The organism is Gynuella sp., from assembly GCF_050297175.1.
Classification (GTDB): Bacteria; Pseudomonadota; Gammaproteobacteria; order Pseudomonadales; family Natronospirillaceae; genus Gynuella.
In genome coordinates this window covers 98,686-115,331 of the sequence record NZ_JBNKSF010000007.1, presented here as the reverse complement: position 1 = coordinate 115,331, position 16,646 = coordinate 98,686, and the positions used below count along the sequence as shown (strand labels likewise).

The window sequence follows — 16,646 nt, the reverse complement described above, 5'->3', positions numbered from 1 at the left end:
ATTATCTGGCCTTCTCCGCCACACGCATCACAGCACTTCGGGCCCTAGGATTTATAGCAATTTCCTCAGCACTGGCTTTCATAGCCTTTCCGACTCTGCGAAAACGAGGAGTAAACTGCTTTCCTTGAATAGGCAGCCCTTCAGGCCAGGGATCTTTTTCATGTTGCTGAATAAAGCGTTTAACCAAGCGGTCCTCCAGGCTGTGAAAGCTAATCACAACCAAACGACCACCTGGTTTCAATACGGAATCCAGGGTAGCCAGCAAAACCTCAAGATCAGAGAGTTCGTTGTTAATAAAGATTCTGATAGCCTGAAATGCCCGGGTGGCAGGATGAATTCTTTTTTCCCAGCGAGGATTGGCCTTGGCAATTACATCGGCCAAATCCAATGTATGTGTGAAGGGTGTACCGATCCTGCGTTCAACGATGGCTTTTGCCATGCGACGAGAAAAACGCTCTTCCCCGTACTGCCAAAGAACATCTGCGATTTCCTGTTCAGCAGCAGTATTGATCCAGTCTGCGGCGGTCATGCCTGAGGAGATGTCCATTCGCATATCCAGAGGACCGTTCTGACTGAAACTGAATCCGCGATCAACATCATCCAACTGCGGGGACGAAACACCCAGATCAAGCAACACGCCATCAAACAGTATTTCTTTGGAATGAGAGATCGACTCAATACCGGCAAAGGATCCTGGCACCATTGTAAAACGCGAATCCTCAGCAACCAGACTGTCACCTTCCTGAATTGCTTCAGGATCTTTGTCTACAGCCACAAGAGCGCCTGCGCTGGATAAACAGCTCAATATAAGGCGACTATGCCCGCCACGCCCAAAGGTTCCATCGAAATAGACACCCGATGGATCGATGACTAACTGTTCGACCGCCTCATCCAACAGGACGGTTTTATGCTTGAATCCCTCTGTCATCACATGTTTCCTATAGAGAGATATTCAGTAGTTCTTCTGGCAACTCTTCGTCTTCCTGACATAGATACTCCTGTCTTCTTGCCTCCCAAGTTGCCTCATCCCACAGTTCAAACTTATTTCCCTGCCCCAACATCACCATTTTTTTATCCAGTACTGCATAATCACGAAGAGTTCCCGGCAATAAAATCCGACCGTTAGTATCAATTTCCAAATCGGTTGCATATCCCAACAACAATCGCTGAATTCTTCGATTTGGCCCCTGGTAGTTCGCAAGCGCCATTAGCTTTTCTTCGATTTTTTCCCATTCAGGCAACGGATACATCAGCAAACACTTGTCTTGAGTATCTATGGTGACGACCAGTTGAGAGTCGCACCAATCGGACAGCAGCGCGCGATAACGCGCAGGGACCGCCATACGGCCCTTTGCGTCTAAAGAGAGGTGATGAACACCTCGTAAACTGATGCGCTTGCTGATTTCAGACATTTTTAACCCGGGTTAGTGGTCACTGACATGTCACCTGTGGTTCAAAAGAGCGAATCATTCCACTTTCACCCACTTTTAACCACAATATCCCACATCCCGACACTATAGGACTGCATCTGGACCTTTGCAAGTTCAAAAACGGGTGCTCATTCTCAAAAAAACCTTTACTGACAAGGGGTTAGGAAGCTAGTCCATAAAGTGGAGGGGTTATGATTTCGATAAAATAAACAAAAAAAACTTATAAATCATGAAGTTATAAGTAAGTGTTCACCTACTTTAAAAAGCAAAAGAATATTTTTTCATTAGAGAATAGTTTGTTAGTACTAACTGACAAATAAAGAAAGGAGGATTGCTGAGTCGGCCGATAAGCCGGGTTCTGTCGTGGACAGCCATTCATCTAGACGCACCGTTACCAGTACATTCAAGCAGCCTACCCGGTTCCAATGCGGGTCACACCATATGGAACCCTATTTGGCCTTGCTCCAGGTGGGGTTTGCCGTGCCGCAACTGTTACCAGTTACGCGGTGCGCTCTTACCGCACCATTTCACCCTTACCTGTCAGAGACAGGCGGTATATTTTCTGTTGCACTTTCCGTAGGCTTTCGCCCCCCAGGCGTTACCTGGCACCTTACCCTGTGGAGCCCGGACTTTCCTCCCCCAGATAAATCTGGCAGCGACTGTCTGGCCGACTCAGCAGGCGGGAAGGTTAATGATATGACGCAGAAACGCTAGTTATTTTTTTGCAATTGCATGCCAAAGTCGTAAAAACTCCGTTTTGCCTTCCCTGTCAACCTTGCACAAACCACCGCTGCACGCTTAAGCGGCAACTCTTCCAACAGGGCTTTAATCAGATGCTTGTCATAACTGCTGAGTTCGTCATGGCGTCGGCTTTTATCCACTCCCTGGACAACCAGCACTATTTCTCCGCGCTGCTGATTGGCATCCTGATTTACCCATAACAATAATTCTGACAAAGGTGCCGAATGGATAGTTTCATAAGTTTTGGTAAGCTCTCGACACAACACAGTTCTACGTTCAGCACCAAACGCCTGCATCATATCAGCCAGCGTTGCAGACAGCCGGTGAGGCGCTTCGTAAAACACCATCGTTCTGACCTCACCCGAAAGCCCACTCAGAACTTCCTGACGAGCCACTTCTTTTGACGGCAAAAAACCTTCAAAAGAAAAGTGATCAGTGGCAATACCGGCAACCGACAGCGCAGCAATCACCGCACTCGCTCCTGGAACAGGCACAATAGTCGCACCGCTTTTTCGCAGCTCTGAAACAAGCACGAAACCAGGATCAGAAATTAATGGCGTTCCCGCATCCGATACCAGCGCAATATTCTGCCCTTGCTTCAATAGAGCCAGAACCTTTTGTACCGACTCTTTTTCATTGTGCTCATGCAACGTCTGAACCGGAGTGACAATCTGATAATGATCAAGCAACTTTCGAGTATTGCGCGTATCTTCAGCAAAGATTAAGTCCGCTTCGGTCAGAATTTGCACAGCACGGTAGGTGATATCGGAAAGATTTCCAATTGGTGTAGCAACAATGTAAAGGGTTCCAAAAAGACTTTGCGTTGACACGATAGACTCACTGACACTGGATAGATGCGTTAGACCTGCAGAAGAAGATAGAATAACCCACTTTACATTTTCATCGTACAAACAAATGGGTCATGACATGCAAAATAAGCTTTGGATACTGGTTTTTGTTGGCTTCCTCTCCGCCTGTGCGGGTAACCAGTCCAAACCGCACACCAATGGAGAATCATCATCAACAACACTGGGTGCCCATGCATCAGACGAAGACCGCTTGTCAGCTGCAGAAAATCTCTACAACAATTTTGAGTTCGAAAAAGCCGCACTAATCCTCAAGGAAACCGATTTTTCTGCCTTAAATATTAAAAATCAAACACGTTATGCATTACTGGCAGGCAAGGTATTCCTGGCTTCGTCTGACCCACAACAAGCACTGGTCTGGCTGGCCGGTGAATACACGTATCTTTTTGACAGCCTGCCACAGGAACAACTTGTGCAGATTAGCCTTCTTCGTGCCTCAGCCTGGGAGTTATCTGGACAGTATCTGGCTGGCGCGCGAGAACGCATATACCTGGCCCCCGTATTATCAGAACCGGAATACTCTCAAAATCATGAGATGATTTGGTCGGATCTGCAGCTGGTTCCCGAACAGGACATACAGGCGCTGGCAGGACGCGAAACCAGTCCTGATCTGCAAGGGTGGATGGAGCTGGCATTGGTCAACAATGATGCTGAAGCAGATATCGATTCCCAGGTAACCGCTATTAATACCTGGATTACCGGCCACCCCCGACACCCGGCATCTCAGAAACTGCCCGAAAGCCTTGCACTGCTGACACAAATAGCTCAGGAAAAACCACGGAAAATAGCTTTATTATTGCCACTGACCGGCCCTTTGAGCAAAACCGGTGACTCGATTCGGGACGGCTTTATGGCCTCTTATTATCAAGCTGTTGAAAATGGTCGCGAGGTACCGGAGGTTGTTTTGGTGGATACTGCCAACCTTGATGATATCCTGGGTACGTATACAACATTAGTGGCTCAGGGCACACAGCTATTCATTGGTCCTTTAGAAAAGAAACTGGTATCTGAATTACTGGATCAGCCCGCCCTTCCAACTCCAGTACTGGCCTTAAACAACGTGGCAGACCACAGTGAGACCAACCGAAATGTATATCAATTTGGCCTGGCGCCAGAGGATGAAGCAGCACAAGTTGCCAGAAAAGCATTTCTGGACGGACATCGATCAGCAGTCGTTCTGGTCCCTAATGGCAATTGGGGAGATAGAATCAGCAGCACCTTCTCCAATACGTGGAGACAACTAGGCGGTAGCATAGCCAGTCAGGCTCATTTTGATGCCCAGAATAAGACCGATTACCTGAGAGTCGTTCGGCATTTATTCAACGTCGATGCCAGTGTCAATCGTACGGCTGCTCTTGAGCGTACCATTGGCGAATCTGTCGAGTATGAGCCAAGAAGACGCCAGGATTTCGATCTGATATTTCTGGCCGCCCTACCAGCCGAAGCCAGACAGCTAAAACCATTATTTGACTTCCAATACGCAGCGGACGTGCCAGTATATGGAATCTCCACACTATATGGTGGCACAGACGATCCAGCAAAAAACAAAGATATCGAATCCATACGATTTGTCGATATGCCCTGGCAACTCTCCCAACCGGAGCTCAAACAACAGATCCATGACATCTTTGGCAACAAAGACGTGCTGGGCTATGACCGGCTCTACGCACTTGGCGTGGATGCTTATGCACTCTACCCAAGACTACGACAACTGGTCCAAGTGCCTGGAGCCAGACTGCACGGAATGACAGGTATCCTATCCATCGATAGCGAGAGCAAAGTAAAAAGGGAGCTGGAGTGGGCTCAAATAAAAGACGGGCTGGCACAACCTATTCTGTCAACGCTGGAGGAGCGCTAACTTTTGTTCGGCTTTCATAAACAAACACCTGCCAATAACAGTGGTCAACAAGCAGAAAATGCGGCTGCCAGCTTTCTTCGCACCCAAGGCTTGAAAGTGCTCGACCGCAACTACCGTTGCAAAGGTGGGGAAATAGATTTGATTTGTACCAGTCCGGAAAACATTCTGATATTTGTGGAGGTTCGACATCGCCGGCAAACAAGTTTTGGCACTGGAGCAGACACCGTCAACTCCAGCAAGCAGAAGAAAATTATTCTTGCCGCCAAGACCTATTTGCAGGAGCGTTACGGTAATCGTCCGCCAGCCTGCCGGTTTGACGTCATTTCCACTACGGGAGAAAGCTATGAAATCGACTGGCTCCAGAATGCATTCGGAGAATCTGCATGAATTTAAGACAGCGTATCGATGAACTATTTGAGGATCATCTGACCAATACACACCGAGTGATGGACGTTGTGTCTCCAGGTATTGCGGTGGCCGCGGAATACATTGTTTCTAGCTTGGTTAACGACGCCAAAATTCTTACCTGCGGAAATGGCACTTCAGCATTGTCTGCCGAACTATTAAGCTATTCGCTCACAGGAAAATTACAGCGGGAGCGCCCTGGTCTCCCCATCGTAAACCTCAGCGCTAGCCACATGATGATGTCAGGGATCGATGTGGATTTCGCTGTCGGGATGGCATTTGAGAGACAGATAAGAACTCTGGCTCAGGCCGGTGACATTCTGGTTGCGTATAGTCCTGACGGAGCATGCCGGAGCATCTATGAGGCAATCAACGCCGCTCGGGACAAGGGGATGATGGTTGTCGCTGTTACTGGAAAAGATGGCGGCATGATCGGCCAGATGCTTTGTGAACCTGAACTGGAGATTCGCATCCCAAGCAATAGTCCACCACGAGTCCTTGAAATACAGACACTGGTCACACATTGTCTGGTGGATCTGGTCGAAAATCTGCTCTTCGGAGCGGAATATTATTAACCTGACAGAATTGATTGCCAGGTTAACGAGTGTCGGAGTCTCTCAGAGATTCCAACATTCAGGTGACAACAACTCTTTTGCCGGGTTACCCCCAGCAAAACAAGGCAATGAAGCCATCATATGAAAAACAGGGATCATCGCCGGATAAATTGTAAGCCAGCAGCCAATAGAGGCATTTTCGTCACTTCACTGCTGCATCAGCCATAAAATGCATTAACAAAGACAGAAACAGAATGAAACTTACAAAGATTTTTATTGTTTTTTTGGGAATAGTATTAATTCAAGGTTGCATATCACGAGGTGCAGCACCGGATTACAGCAATGATTTGAGCGCCAGAACCGTTGGTGAAGTCATGGACGACAACAACATTGAGGCTCAGGTAGAAGAGGACATTGTCGCCTCAGACCCAATATTCAAAGACGCCCGTATCCGGGTGATATCTCACAGCGGCAAAGTGCTGATTGTTGGTCAGGTGCCAGAACAGCGGCTTATTCCCATTGCCACTCAAATTGCCCAGAAAGTTCGCAAAGTAACCTCTGTTCATAACGAGTTGACCGTTGGCCCCAAACTCTCTGCTGCCGTTAAAGCCAACGACTCCTGGCAAGCAATTAAAGTAAAATCCAGAATGTTCACAACCGACAACTTTCCTTCAAAAAATATCAATATTATCGTCGAAAACGGCATCGTTTATTTAATGGGCAGAGTATCAACGGATATCGCACAAAGAGCCGGTCAAATTGCATCAGAAGTCGGCGGTGTTCAAAAAGTGGTATTACTGTTTGAAGAACCAACCAAGCTATAACGTTCGCTGGCTGATCTAAATCAGGCTCATACTCTGATGACTCGGCTAAGCTAAAACTGTTGTCAATAAATAGACGTATCGGACGGTTAAAAAGCTAACCCGCTGTTGGAATACAGAGGGTTCAGACTGTTCAATTTTATATTTACAACTCCCGGTACTAATATAGAACTCAAATACTTGTTGTTCTCAAAAACACAACAGCAACAGCGGGGTAGCACTATGTTCAGAATCAACAATGTGGTTGTACTGATTGATCCGGCCGAAGACAACCAGTCCGCACTGAAAAAAGCTCAAATCATTACTACCACCGCAAATGGCAAACTGACGTTGTTTGCCAGTGGTTACAACAGTACTCTAGCAAACCATTCCAACGTCAATCCGGAAAATAGCGAAAAAGCCAAAGCCGCTTTCTTACAAAGAATTCGCGCCAATCTGGAAGAAAAAGCAGACACTATTCGCCAGGAAGGACTGACTATTGAATGTGTAGCGGTATGGGACAAACATCCAAGCCAAGCTATCATCAAATACCTGGAAACCAATTCGGTCGATTTGGTCATCAAGAATACCCACCACCAAAACGTTATGCAGAGAACATTTTTCTCTCATACTGACTGGGATCTTATTCGATACAGCCCGGCACCATTGTTACTGACCAAAAACCAGGCCTGGAAAGGTCAATTGACTGTAACTGCCGCAGTGGATCCCATCAATAATCACGACAAACCCAAGACATTGGATGCTGAAATCCTCAGCGCAGGTTTATTTATCAGCGAAAAACTTGATACCAAACTGCATATTCTGCATGTCTATGATCCAACTCCGATGCTCATTTATCTGGACCAACCCGTTCTGGACACTTCAGATGTCAGCGAAGAAATCCGCAAGGAACACTTATCCGCTCTGGACGAACTGGTCAGCCAATACCCCATCGATCACGACCATGTACACCTGGAATGCGGCAGCCCTACAACCGTAATTCCGGACCATCTGTACCAACACGATTCCAGTATTGTGGTCATGGGAGCCGTCAGCCGTCAGGGACTGGACCGCCTACTGGTAGGACATACCGCAGAACGGATGCTAGATCGCATTTCGGCAGATATTCTGGTTGTAAAAATGCATGCGGAAGATTCTGATAATCCCGACTAACTCTATCGAATCGGCCTGATACACCGTCAGGCCGATTCAAAATACGTCATTTTTCCAATAAAACCAGACAGGACAACAGTCATTGGTTTAAAATCCTCTCACCCATTTCCAACCAGATCAAATCATAATGGAGTCCTTAGTTTTACAACCTGTTCACCATGTTAATGGTGAAGTCATAATTCCTGGCTCGAAAAGCCTCTCTAATCGTATCCTGCTACTGGCAGCCTTAGCCAAAGGCACCACCACCATACGCAATCTGCTGGATAGCGATGATATTCGCCACATGCTTTCTGCGTTACGTCAGCTGGGTGTCAGCTATGAGCTGAGCGATAACAAAACAACCTGTCATGTCACTGGTCTGGGCCACGCCCTTAACAGCGCAAAACCGTTAAGCCTGTTCCTGGGCAATGCAGGTACGGCAATGAGACCATTGTGTGCGGCACTATGTCTTGGTCAGGGAGACTTCGAACTGACTGGCGAACCACGCATGGAAGAACGCCCCATTGGTGACCTTGTCGATGCTCTCAATGAGGCAGGGGCAAGGATTGAATACTTAAAAAATCCGGGGTTTCCACCGATTCGGATTCAGGCCAACACCCTTAACGGCGGTAATATCAAAATAAAAGGTAATATTTCCAGCCAGTTTTTGACTGCTATGTTGATGGCTGCCCCTATGGCACAGAACAACACCCATATAGAAGTCATTGGCGAACTGGTCAGTAAACCTTATATCGATATCACCCTGAAAGTCATGGAACAATTCGGTGTTGTAGTCCACAACCACAACTATCAGTCGTTCAGCATTGAAGGTGGACAAAACTACCACTCGCCAGGAAATATCATGGTGGAAGGTGATGCATCATCCGCCAGTTATTTTCTTGCCGCTGCTGCCATAGCCGGCGGATCAGTGAAAGTTCACGGTACTGGAACGGCGAGCGTTCAGGGTGATGCCCGCTTTGCAGAAGTACTGGAACAGATGGGTGCCAAAGTGACCTGGAGTGAAGAATGGATTGAAGTAAGCCGCGGGGAACTCAATGGCATTGATGTCGACCTCAATCATATTCCAGATGCAGCCATGACAATTGCGACAACTGCATTGTTTGCCAAAGGAAAGACAACTATCCGCAACATTTATAATTGGCGGGTAAAAGAGACTGACCGGCTATCGGCAATGGCGACTGAACTCAGAAAAGTGGGCGCAGATGTTGAGGAAGGGGAAGACTATATTTCAATCAAACCACCATCCGAGCTTAAACCTGCAACCATTGATACCTATAATGATCATCGTATTGCCATGTGCTTTTCGCTGACGGCATTTGGTAATGCAAACATTACGATCAATGACCCAAGCTGTACATCAAAAACATTCCCCGGCTATTTTAATTTATTCAAAAGTATCTGTAGTTAAACCAACCAAACCGACCGGTACCTTTGATGAAAATGGTCACCGGTCACAATATCCACTGCGTTAGTCAAAGGTCTGTCATTATGCATGTCGAACAGGAACTCAAACTTGGCTTTAAAGATGTCTTGATTCGTCCCAAACGTTCTACGTTAAAAAGTCGCTCACAGGTATCCCTTGAACGGACATATACCTTTCGTAACAGCGAACAAACCTGGACCGGTGTTCCAGTCATTGCAGCTAATATGGATACCACCGGTACATTTGAAATATCTGAAGCCCTGCATAATCACCAGATGATCACTGCACTTCACAAACACTATACCCGCGAACAGCTGAAAGACTTTTTTGCCCGACAATCACCTAAGTTTTTCGATCATATTGCTATCAGCACGGGTACTTCTGATGATGATCTGCAATTGATTCAGGCCTCGATCAGCGACAATCCCGCTATCAGGTTTATCTGTATTGACGTTGCCAACGGTTATTCAGAGCACTTTATAAACTTCGTCAAAAAAGTCAGATCATTGTTCGCTGATAAAATCATTATTGCCGGCAATGTGGTAACCGGCGACATTACTGAAGAGCTACTGTTGGCCGGCGCAGACATTATCAAAGTGGGAATTGGACCGGGCTCGGTCTGCACTACCCGTATTAAAACCGGTGTTGGTTATCCGCAATTGTCTGCAGTTATTGAGTGCGCCGATGCCGCGCATGGACTGGGAGGCCACATTATTTCTGACGGCGGTTGTTCGTGTCCGGGTGATATTGCCAAGGCTTTTGGAGCAGGCGCCGATTTCGTCATGATTGGTGGAATGTTTGCCGGCCACGACGAAAGCGGTGGAGAGTTGGTAGAAGAAAATGGCCAGCAATACAAACTGTTTTACGGCATGAGTTCTGATACTGCGATGACAAAGTATCATGGAGGAGTCGCAGAATACCGCGCATCCGAAGGTAAAACCGTCAGCGTACCCTACCGCGGCCCTATCGAACTGACATTGCAGGACATTCTGGGAGGCCTACGCTCAACCTGTACATATGTCGGTGCCAGCAAGCTCAAAGAGCTCAGCAAGCGAACCACATTTATCAGGGTTCAGGAACAGGCTAACACAGTCTTCAATAAGTAATACACACAGGCAGCTCTGACATGTGCCAGGGCTGCCGAATCCGGCGGATCAACGTTTCAGACTTCTATCTTCTTCAAACCCTAACATAATATTCATGCATTGGATCGCTGCACCTGAAGCCCCTTTACCCAGATTATCGAGGCGTGTGATTACAATGATCTGATCATCATTACCCAATACCGCGATATCAGCACGGTTAGTACCATTGCACGCCTGCACATCAAAAAATCCAGGCTCGACGCCTACACTGTCATCGTGTCCCAACACTCTGACAAACATTTGCTGATCGTAATACTGACGGTAAACTTCACGAATATCTGCAACAGAATACTGGCCGTTGCACAGCGCTTTATGTAAAGGCAGGGTAACGGCCAATCCCTGGTAAAAGCTGGACACTATAGGTAAGAACACCGGATTGGTTTGCAAATCAGCATATCGACATATCTCCGGCAAATGCTTGTGTTGCAAGCCCAGGGCATAGTGTCTGGGACTCTTCAAAAAGCCATCGTCGCTGTGCTCGTATTGCTCGATCATGTTTTTTCCACCACCGGAATAGCCGGTAATAGAGTGCAGAGTCACAGGGTAATCCCCGGTTATCACTCCTGCTTCCCTTAAGGGTTTCAAGCTCAGAATGCTGGCTGCAGCATGGCACCCGGTAACAGCCACTCGTTTTGAAGTCCGGATGTGATCGCGCTGAGCTTGATCATATTCAGGCAACCCATAGACCCAACCATCAGTCACCCGATGAGCCGTACTGGCATCAATCACGCGAGTATTTGGGTTATCAATCAGCACAACCGATTCTCTGGCTGCATCGTCAGGTAAGCAAAGAAATACCAGATCAGCTTCGTTCAACAACCGCTTACGCTCCTGAGGATCACGTCGCTTGTCCGGATCAATGGTCAGCAACTCGAGATCAGAATACTGTGATAAACGTTCGTGTATCTGCAAACCGGTAGTACCGCTCTGACCATCAACATATATTTTGTATGACATTCGTGCTTACCTTCTTCAGTGAAGCGAGTATTTTATCGACTCTGTGGTGAAATTCACCTACCTTGAAACGAAACTTGTATTTCTTCTAGTGACCACTAATAACAACATCACTGACCAGTTGTGACTAAAGGAGAATAAAAATGTCCAAAACTATATTGATGCCTCTTGCCAACGGTTTTGAAGAACTGGAAGCCATTACCATTTCCGATCTATTGGTACGCGCTGGAGTCACCGTCGTGACCGCCGGACTGGAAGAAGGCCCTGTCAAAGCTTCTCGCGGAACCGTAGTTATTCCAACCCACTCTCTCGACGATGTCTTACATCAAGCTTTCGACCTGATTGTCTTACCCGGCGGACAACCAGGCGCCGATAACCTGATGGCAGATAGCCGCATAATCGATTTATTGCGCCAGCAACACACTCAGGGCAAGCTGATAGGCGCCATCTGTGCGGCACCAAAAGTACTTGTAGCCGCCGGCATCGCTGAACATCAGAGCATTACCAGCTACCCAGGTGCCATCAATCATCTCGATCTGAAAAACGTAACGGTTGTGAATGAACCAGTCGTCTTCAGTCACAATATCGTCACATCACGTGGGCCGGGTACTGCTATGAAATTTGCCCTTGGGCTAGTTGAGACGCTACAGGGGACAGAGGTCCGGCAGAAGGTTGAAACCGCACTGGAAGGCTAAAAGTAAGAGTCTTCCGTTGCCATTGCCGATGTCCTCTCTATAATCGGCCACCACGAATTCATCAAACAGAGGATTTATAATGAGCTATAGCAGCATCCCGGCAGGTAAGGAACTTCCTAACGATTTTTATGCGGTAATCGAGATCCCTGCTAATCACGATCCCATCAAATATGAAATTGAAAAAGATTTTGATGCTGTATTTGTTGATCGTTTTATGGCAACTCCCATGTTCTATCCAGCCAACTATGGATTTATTCCCCAGACTCTGGCAGATGATGGAGACCCACTGGATGTACTGGTCATCACTCCTTACCCCGTCATACCTGGCAGCGTTATTCGTTGTCGTCCGCTGGGAGTGTTATTGATGAGTGACGAAGCTGGTGGCGATGCCAAACTGGTTGCCGTTCCCCACTCGAAACTGACCACCATTTACGACCACATGAACGACATTGATGATGTACCTGAATTACTAAGAAATCAGATTCAGCACTTTTTCGAAAACTACAAAGACCTTGAGAAAGGCAAATGGGTAAAAGTGGATCGTTGGGACAACATAGACAAAGCTCGTGAAATGATCATGGCCTCAGCCGCAGCCTACAAAGGCTAAGCACAGTTATTTCTACCATCCGGGGGCCTGAAAGCCCCCGAAAAGCCCAATCGTGAATTAACTAGCCGTTTTCCAGCAACCGACGAAGGTCAATGATGGCAGCGTTGGCACGGGAAATATAGTTGGCCATTACCAATGAATGATTAGCCACCAGCCCAAAACCGGATCCATTCAAAATCATTGGCGCCCATATGGTCTCCTGTGTAGCTTCCAGCTCCCGTATGATCTGCTGCAAACTAACCAATGCATTCTTTTTCTCCAACACCGAAGCAAAATCCACCTCCACTGCTCTGAGAATTTCTGTTAACGCCCAGGCGGTGCCACGAGCCTCATAAAATACATCATCTATCTCAAACCACCCGGTCTTAATCAATTCCTGGGAAGCGGCTCCAGTAGACTGTTGGGCAGCAGAATCTCCTGCGAGATCGGTGTTCATCCGTACCTGACCAACACTGGCACTGAGACGCTGGCTCAAAGATCCTAACCGGGTTTCTACATCCGTCAGCCAGTTTCGCAAATTATCTGCGCGGGCGTAAAACTGAGCCTGAGGGTTTGAAGGATCAGCGAGCCGGTCCATGTAAGCCTCAAGGTACTTAATACCTGAACGGTACTCTCCTTCGGTAGCAGGCAATATCCAACTGTCACTTTGAAAATTAAATGCAGGTTCAGCCTGAGCCAGATCCGGATCCTCTTTGGATTGGGATTGAGAACGGGCAATATCCTTGCGCAGCGCACGCGATAAATCCCTCACCTGTATTAATACTCCAAATTCCCAATTAGGCATGTTATCCAACCAGACCCCTGGGGGAGTCACATCGTTACTCAGATACCCACCTGGTTTATCTAACAGGCTTGAAGCCAAACGATGCAAAGTTGCAACAGTCGTGTACCCTACGACAACATTCTGATTATGAGCCTGAGCATACTCTTTGGCGTTATCCCTGACATCGAACAGACCCGGCGCATTAGACCAATACATACCCAGAACCAGGGCAATCAGAAGATACAATGCGATAACCAAAAGCACGGCTTTAACTATGCCATTCAAGGGCAATCTGGCCCACATGGCTGACAAACTCGCTTTAAAATTCATAATCCCTGCCTTATTAACAAAACTGAATGAAGCCCTTTCCTGAGTTACCGACTTACCAACACCGTGTGTCAGCACAAACAAGTTACGGACCAGATCGACTAATACATTAGATAGCGCCTGTTTGGACGAAGATCAACCACAAAGGGTTCGACTGTATACAACCCATCCTTCTTTGGAGCTTCTATCATACAGCCTGTTTCCGTTAACAAGTAATCGATTCTACACTCAATATTCCTGCAGCAAATCTCATTCGCACAATCAGGTAATTTTTCCAAAAATGTTGCGAACTTCGCTAAAACGACTGCAATTGCGTCTTGATATCTCCCTGGCTATAGACATTGCACTGTTAAAACACCAAACTAGCGTGCTGCAGCAAATCTACACTTGAGAAACCATCTTAAAATGGCAAAAATTCTGATAATAAACGGCCCCAACCTAAATCTGCTGGGTGTTAGGGAGCCGCATATCTATGGCACTGAAACACTTGAATCCATCGCCAATAATTGCAAAGAACTGGCGACTACACTGGGCCATGAAATCGAATTTTTTCAATCCAACGCCGAAGCTGAAATTATCGAGCGCTTACACCAGCATTTCTCTACGCCTGTGGACTACATCATCATCAATCCGGCCGCATTTACCCACACCAGTGTGGCTATTCGTGATGCAATTTCTGCCACAAATGTGCCTTTTGTCGAGGTTCATCTGTCTAACGTCCACCAACGTGAGCCGTTTAGACAACACTCATATTTTTCTGACCTTGCCACGGGTGTCATCTGTGGCCTTGGGTCACAAGGTTATCTGTTTGCCATTCAATATATTGATCAGGCACTGAAACAGAAGTGACTGAGCAGGTAGTCATAACCAGCTTTGTAATGTAGTGGGGCAGGAAGCGACCCACCAAAAACGAACATACACCGGAAAGTCAGGGCGATTGTTTTAATCTCCGTTGATTTTCCCGGTAACGGTGAGCAGAGGCGGATTAGCTGTTGCACCATTGGTCAAAAATTCAACTACAAACCATAATTTGTATGGGGACTTATTTGCTATGGATATTAGAAAAGTAAAAAAACTTATCGAACTGCTAGAAGAGTCAGGCATCGACGAAATCGAGATCTCTGAAGGAGAGGAATCCATTCGTATCAGCAGAAGCTCCAAGCTGGCTCAGGCTGCACCACAACAATATGTAATGCCTGCCTCAACACCTGCGGCCCCGGCTCCTGTTGCTGCGCCAACGGCAAGCGCACCGGCTAGCGAGGCAAAATCAGAAGATTTATCAGGTCACATAGTAAAATCCCCCATGGTCGGAACATTCTACCGTGCCCCCTCCCCCAGCTCTCCAAACTTTATCGAAGTAGGTCAAACCGTCAAAAAAGGCGACACTATTTGTATTGTTGAAGCCATGAAAATGATGAACCAGATAGAAGCAGATAAGAGCGGAACGATAGAAGCGATACTGGTTGAGAACGGAGAACCGGTAGAATTCGAACAAGCCCTTGTCACTATTGTCTGAGGGCACCCACATGCTGGAAAAAGTACTGATAGCCAATCGTGGAGAAATCGCCCTGCGAATTCTTCGCGCCTGTAAAGAACTCGGCATTCGAACGGTTGCCGTACACTCAACAGCGGACCGTGACCTTAAGCACGTCAAACTGGCAGATGAGTCCGTTTGTATAGGCCCTGCTGCCTCAACAGACAGCTACCTCAATATTCCCGCGATTATCGCTGCTGCCGAGGTTACCAATGCCAACGCAATTCATCCTGGCTATGGTTTCCTGGCAGAAAACGCCAACTTCTGTGAACAAGTTGAGAAAAGCGGCTTTATCTTTATCGGACCAAGACCGGAAACCATCCGTCTGATGGGAGATAAAGTTTCCGCAATCGAGGCCATGAAAGCAGCCGGTGTACCCACTGTTCCTGGTTCGGGTGGACCTTTGGGTGACAATGACGAAACCAATCTGCAGATTGCTGATCGGATAGGCTATCCTGTGATTATCAAGGCTGCAGCCGGCGGTGGCGGTCGGGGCATGCGAGTGGTTCACAGAGAAAACCAGTTACTTGGCTCGATCAGCGTTACCAAATCAGAAGCTCAAGCAGCATTTGGTGACGGCACCGTATATATGGAAAAATTCCTGGAAAATCCTCGCCACGTTGAAATCCAGGTACTGGCAGATGGCAAAGGCCATGCAATACATCTTGGTGATCGTGACTGCTCTCTACAGCGTCGTCATCAAAAAGTACTTGAAGAGGCACCCGCGCCGAATATTGACGAACAGGCTCGCAAGCAAGTTCAACTGGCCTGCGTCAACGCCTGTAAAGAAATAAACTATCGCGGTGCAGGTACGTTTGAGTTCCTATACGAAGATGGTCATTTCTACTTCATTGAAATGAATACCCGGGTTCAGGTTGAACATCCGGTATCTGAAATGATCACTGGTGTTGATATCATTAAAGAACAGTTGAAAATTGCAGCCAATATCCCGCTGGAACTTCAACAGGAAGATATCAGATTCCATGGACATGCTTTCGAATGTCGAATCAATGCCGAAGACCCAGTGACCTTTATGCCATGCCCAGGCGAGATCAAACACTTTCATCCACCTGGAGGTCTTGGGGTCAGATGGGATTCCCATCTATATGCGGGTTATCGCATTCCCCCCTTCTATGATTCCATGATTGGAAAGTTGATAACCTTCGCCGACACTCGTGAAACAGCCCTTGAAAGGATGCGAGTAGCTTTGGATGAACTGGTTATTGAAGGCATCAGAACCAATGCTCCACTGCAAATGCGTCTGGTACGTGACCCTGAATTTAAAAAGGGTGGTGTCAACATTCATTATCTCGAACACAAACTTGCCTCCGAGCAATAACCAATATGTGGCCGATCCCACTGTGATCGGCC

17 protein-coding genes and 1 other RNA gene are annotated in these 16,646 nt (G+C 47.2%); 12 read left to right on the top strand and 6 right to left on the bottom strand.

Annotation, left to right across the window (positions count from 1 at the left end; all coding sequences use genetic code 11):
* Position 1 precedes the first annotated feature (1 nt).
* The 4 genes from rsmH to rsmI all read right to left on the bottom strand — a co-directional run bounded on the left by rsmH (position 2) and on the right by rsmI (position 3,001).
* A complete protein-coding gene (gene rsmH, locus ACQY6I_RS01565; RefSeq protein ID WP_428239714.1) occupies positions 2-928 on the bottom strand; it encodes a 16S rRNA (cytosine(1402)-N(4))-methyltransferase RsmH in 927 nt (308 codons plus the stop codon).
* 10 nt (positions 929-938) lie between these two features.
* Complete coding sequence (gene mraZ / locus ACQY6I_RS01560) at positions 939-1,412, bottom strand: division/cell wall cluster transcriptional repressor MraZ (protein ID WP_044616951.1); 474 nt, start codon at positions 1,410-1,412, stop codon at positions 939-941.
* A gap of 349 nt (positions 1,413-1,761) precedes the next feature.
* An RNA gene (gene rnpB / locus ACQY6I_RS01555) (RNase P RNA component class A) lies at positions 1,762-2,105 on the bottom strand.
* Positions 2,106-2,140: 35 nt separating this feature from the next.
* The gene (rsmI, locus tag ACQY6I_RS01550; protein WP_428239713.1) at positions 2,141-3,001 is read right to left on the bottom strand and encodes a 16S rRNA (cytidine(1402)-2'-O)-methyltransferase; all 861 of its coding nucleotides are present in this window, start codon (positions 2,999-3,001) and stop codon (positions 2,141-2,143) included.
* Positions 3,002-3,098: 97 nt separating this feature from the next.
* Between rsmI and ACQY6I_RS01545 the strand changes: the two genes are divergently transcribed.
* The 7 genes from ACQY6I_RS01545 (at position 3,099) to ACQY6I_RS01515 (ending at position 10,356) form a co-directional block, all read left to right on the top strand.
* Entirely contained in the window at positions 3,099-4,895 is a 1,797-nt protein-coding gene (locus ACQY6I_RS01545; protein WP_428239712.1) for a penicillin-binding protein activator, read from the top strand.
* Between the two features lie 3 nt (positions 4,896-4,898).
* Positions 4,899-5,282 (top strand): YraN family protein, encoded by a 384-nt coding sequence (locus ACQY6I_RS01540; protein ID WP_428239711.1) that lies wholly within the window; start codon positions 4,899-4,901, stop codon positions 5,280-5,282.
* Positions 5,279-5,875 (top strand): D-sedoheptulose-7-phosphate isomerase, encoded by a 597-nt coding sequence (locus tag ACQY6I_RS01535; protein ID WP_428239710.1) that lies wholly within the window; start codon positions 5,279-5,281, stop codon positions 5,873-5,875. Before ACQY6I_RS01540 ends, ACQY6I_RS01535 begins: the two co-directional genes overlap by 4 nt.
* Positions 5,876-6,108: 233 nt before the next feature.
* Entirely contained in the window at positions 6,109-6,678 is a 570-nt protein-coding gene (locus tag ACQY6I_RS01530; protein WP_428239709.1) for a BON domain-containing protein, read from the top strand.
* 219 nt (positions 6,679-6,897) lie between these two features.
* A complete protein-coding gene (locus ACQY6I_RS01525) occupies positions 6,898-7,827 on the top strand; it encodes a universal stress protein (protein ID WP_428239708.1) in 930 nt (309 codons plus the stop codon).
* A gap of 127 nt (positions 7,828-7,954) precedes the next feature.
* Positions 7,955-9,235 (top strand): 3-phosphoshikimate 1-carboxyvinyltransferase, encoded by a 1,281-nt coding sequence (gene aroA / locus ACQY6I_RS01520; RefSeq protein WP_428239707.1) that lies wholly within the window; start codon positions 7,955-7,957, stop codon positions 9,233-9,235.
* Between the two features lie 80 nt (positions 9,236-9,315).
* Complete coding sequence (locus tag ACQY6I_RS01515) at positions 9,316-10,356, top strand: GMP reductase (protein WP_428239706.1); 1,041 nt, start codon at positions 9,316-9,318, stop codon at positions 10,354-10,356.
* A 48-nt stretch (positions 10,357-10,404) separates the two neighbouring features.
* Here ACQY6I_RS01515 and argC read toward each other — a convergent pair whose 3' ends face one another.
* Entirely contained in the window at positions 10,405-11,352 is a 948-nt protein-coding gene (gene argC, locus ACQY6I_RS01510) for an N-acetyl-gamma-glutamyl-phosphate reductase (RefSeq protein ID WP_428239705.1), read from the bottom strand.
* Positions 11,353-11,492: 140 nt separating this feature from the next.
* Here argC and ACQY6I_RS01505 point away from each other — a divergent pair, with 140 nt between their 5' ends.
* Positions 11,493-12,044, top strand: coding sequence for a DJ-1 family glyoxalase III (locus ACQY6I_RS01505; protein WP_428239704.1), 552 nt, complete (start codon positions 11,493-11,495; stop codon positions 12,042-12,044).
* Between the two features lie 79 nt (positions 12,045-12,123).
* Positions 12,124-12,651, top strand: a complete 528-nt coding sequence (ppa, locus tag ACQY6I_RS01500) for an inorganic diphosphatase (protein ID WP_428239703.1) — start codon at positions 12,124-12,126, stop codon at positions 12,649-12,651.
* A 61-nt stretch (positions 12,652-12,712) separates the two neighbouring features.
* Here the strand turns inward: ppa and ACQY6I_RS01495 are convergent, their stop codons facing one another.
* Positions 12,713-13,744, bottom strand: coding sequence for a DUF2333 family protein (locus tag ACQY6I_RS01495; protein WP_428239702.1), 1,032 nt, complete (start codon positions 13,742-13,744; stop codon positions 12,713-12,715).
* Positions 13,745-14,146: 402 nt separating this feature from the next.
* Here ACQY6I_RS01495 and aroQ point away from each other — a divergent pair, with 402 nt between their 5' ends.
* From aroQ to accC, 3 genes are all read left to right on the top strand, one after another.
* Positions 14,147-14,590, top strand: coding sequence for a type II 3-dehydroquinate dehydratase (aroQ, locus tag ACQY6I_RS01490; protein WP_428239701.1), 444 nt, complete (start codon positions 14,147-14,149; stop codon positions 14,588-14,590).
* A gap of 202 nt (positions 14,591-14,792) precedes the next feature.
* Entirely contained in the window at positions 14,793-15,257 is a 465-nt protein-coding gene (gene accB, locus ACQY6I_RS01485) for an acetyl-CoA carboxylase biotin carboxyl carrier protein (RefSeq protein ID WP_428239700.1), read from the top strand.
* A 10-nt stretch (positions 15,258-15,267) separates the two neighbouring features.
* Positions 15,268-16,614 carry an acetyl-CoA carboxylase biotin carboxylase subunit gene (gene accC / locus ACQY6I_RS01480; protein WP_428239699.1) on the top strand — a complete coding sequence of 449 codons (1,347 nt, stop codon included), beginning with the start codon at positions 15,268-15,270 and terminating at the stop codon, positions 16,612-16,614.
* Positions 16,615-16,646 lie beyond the last annotated feature (32 nt).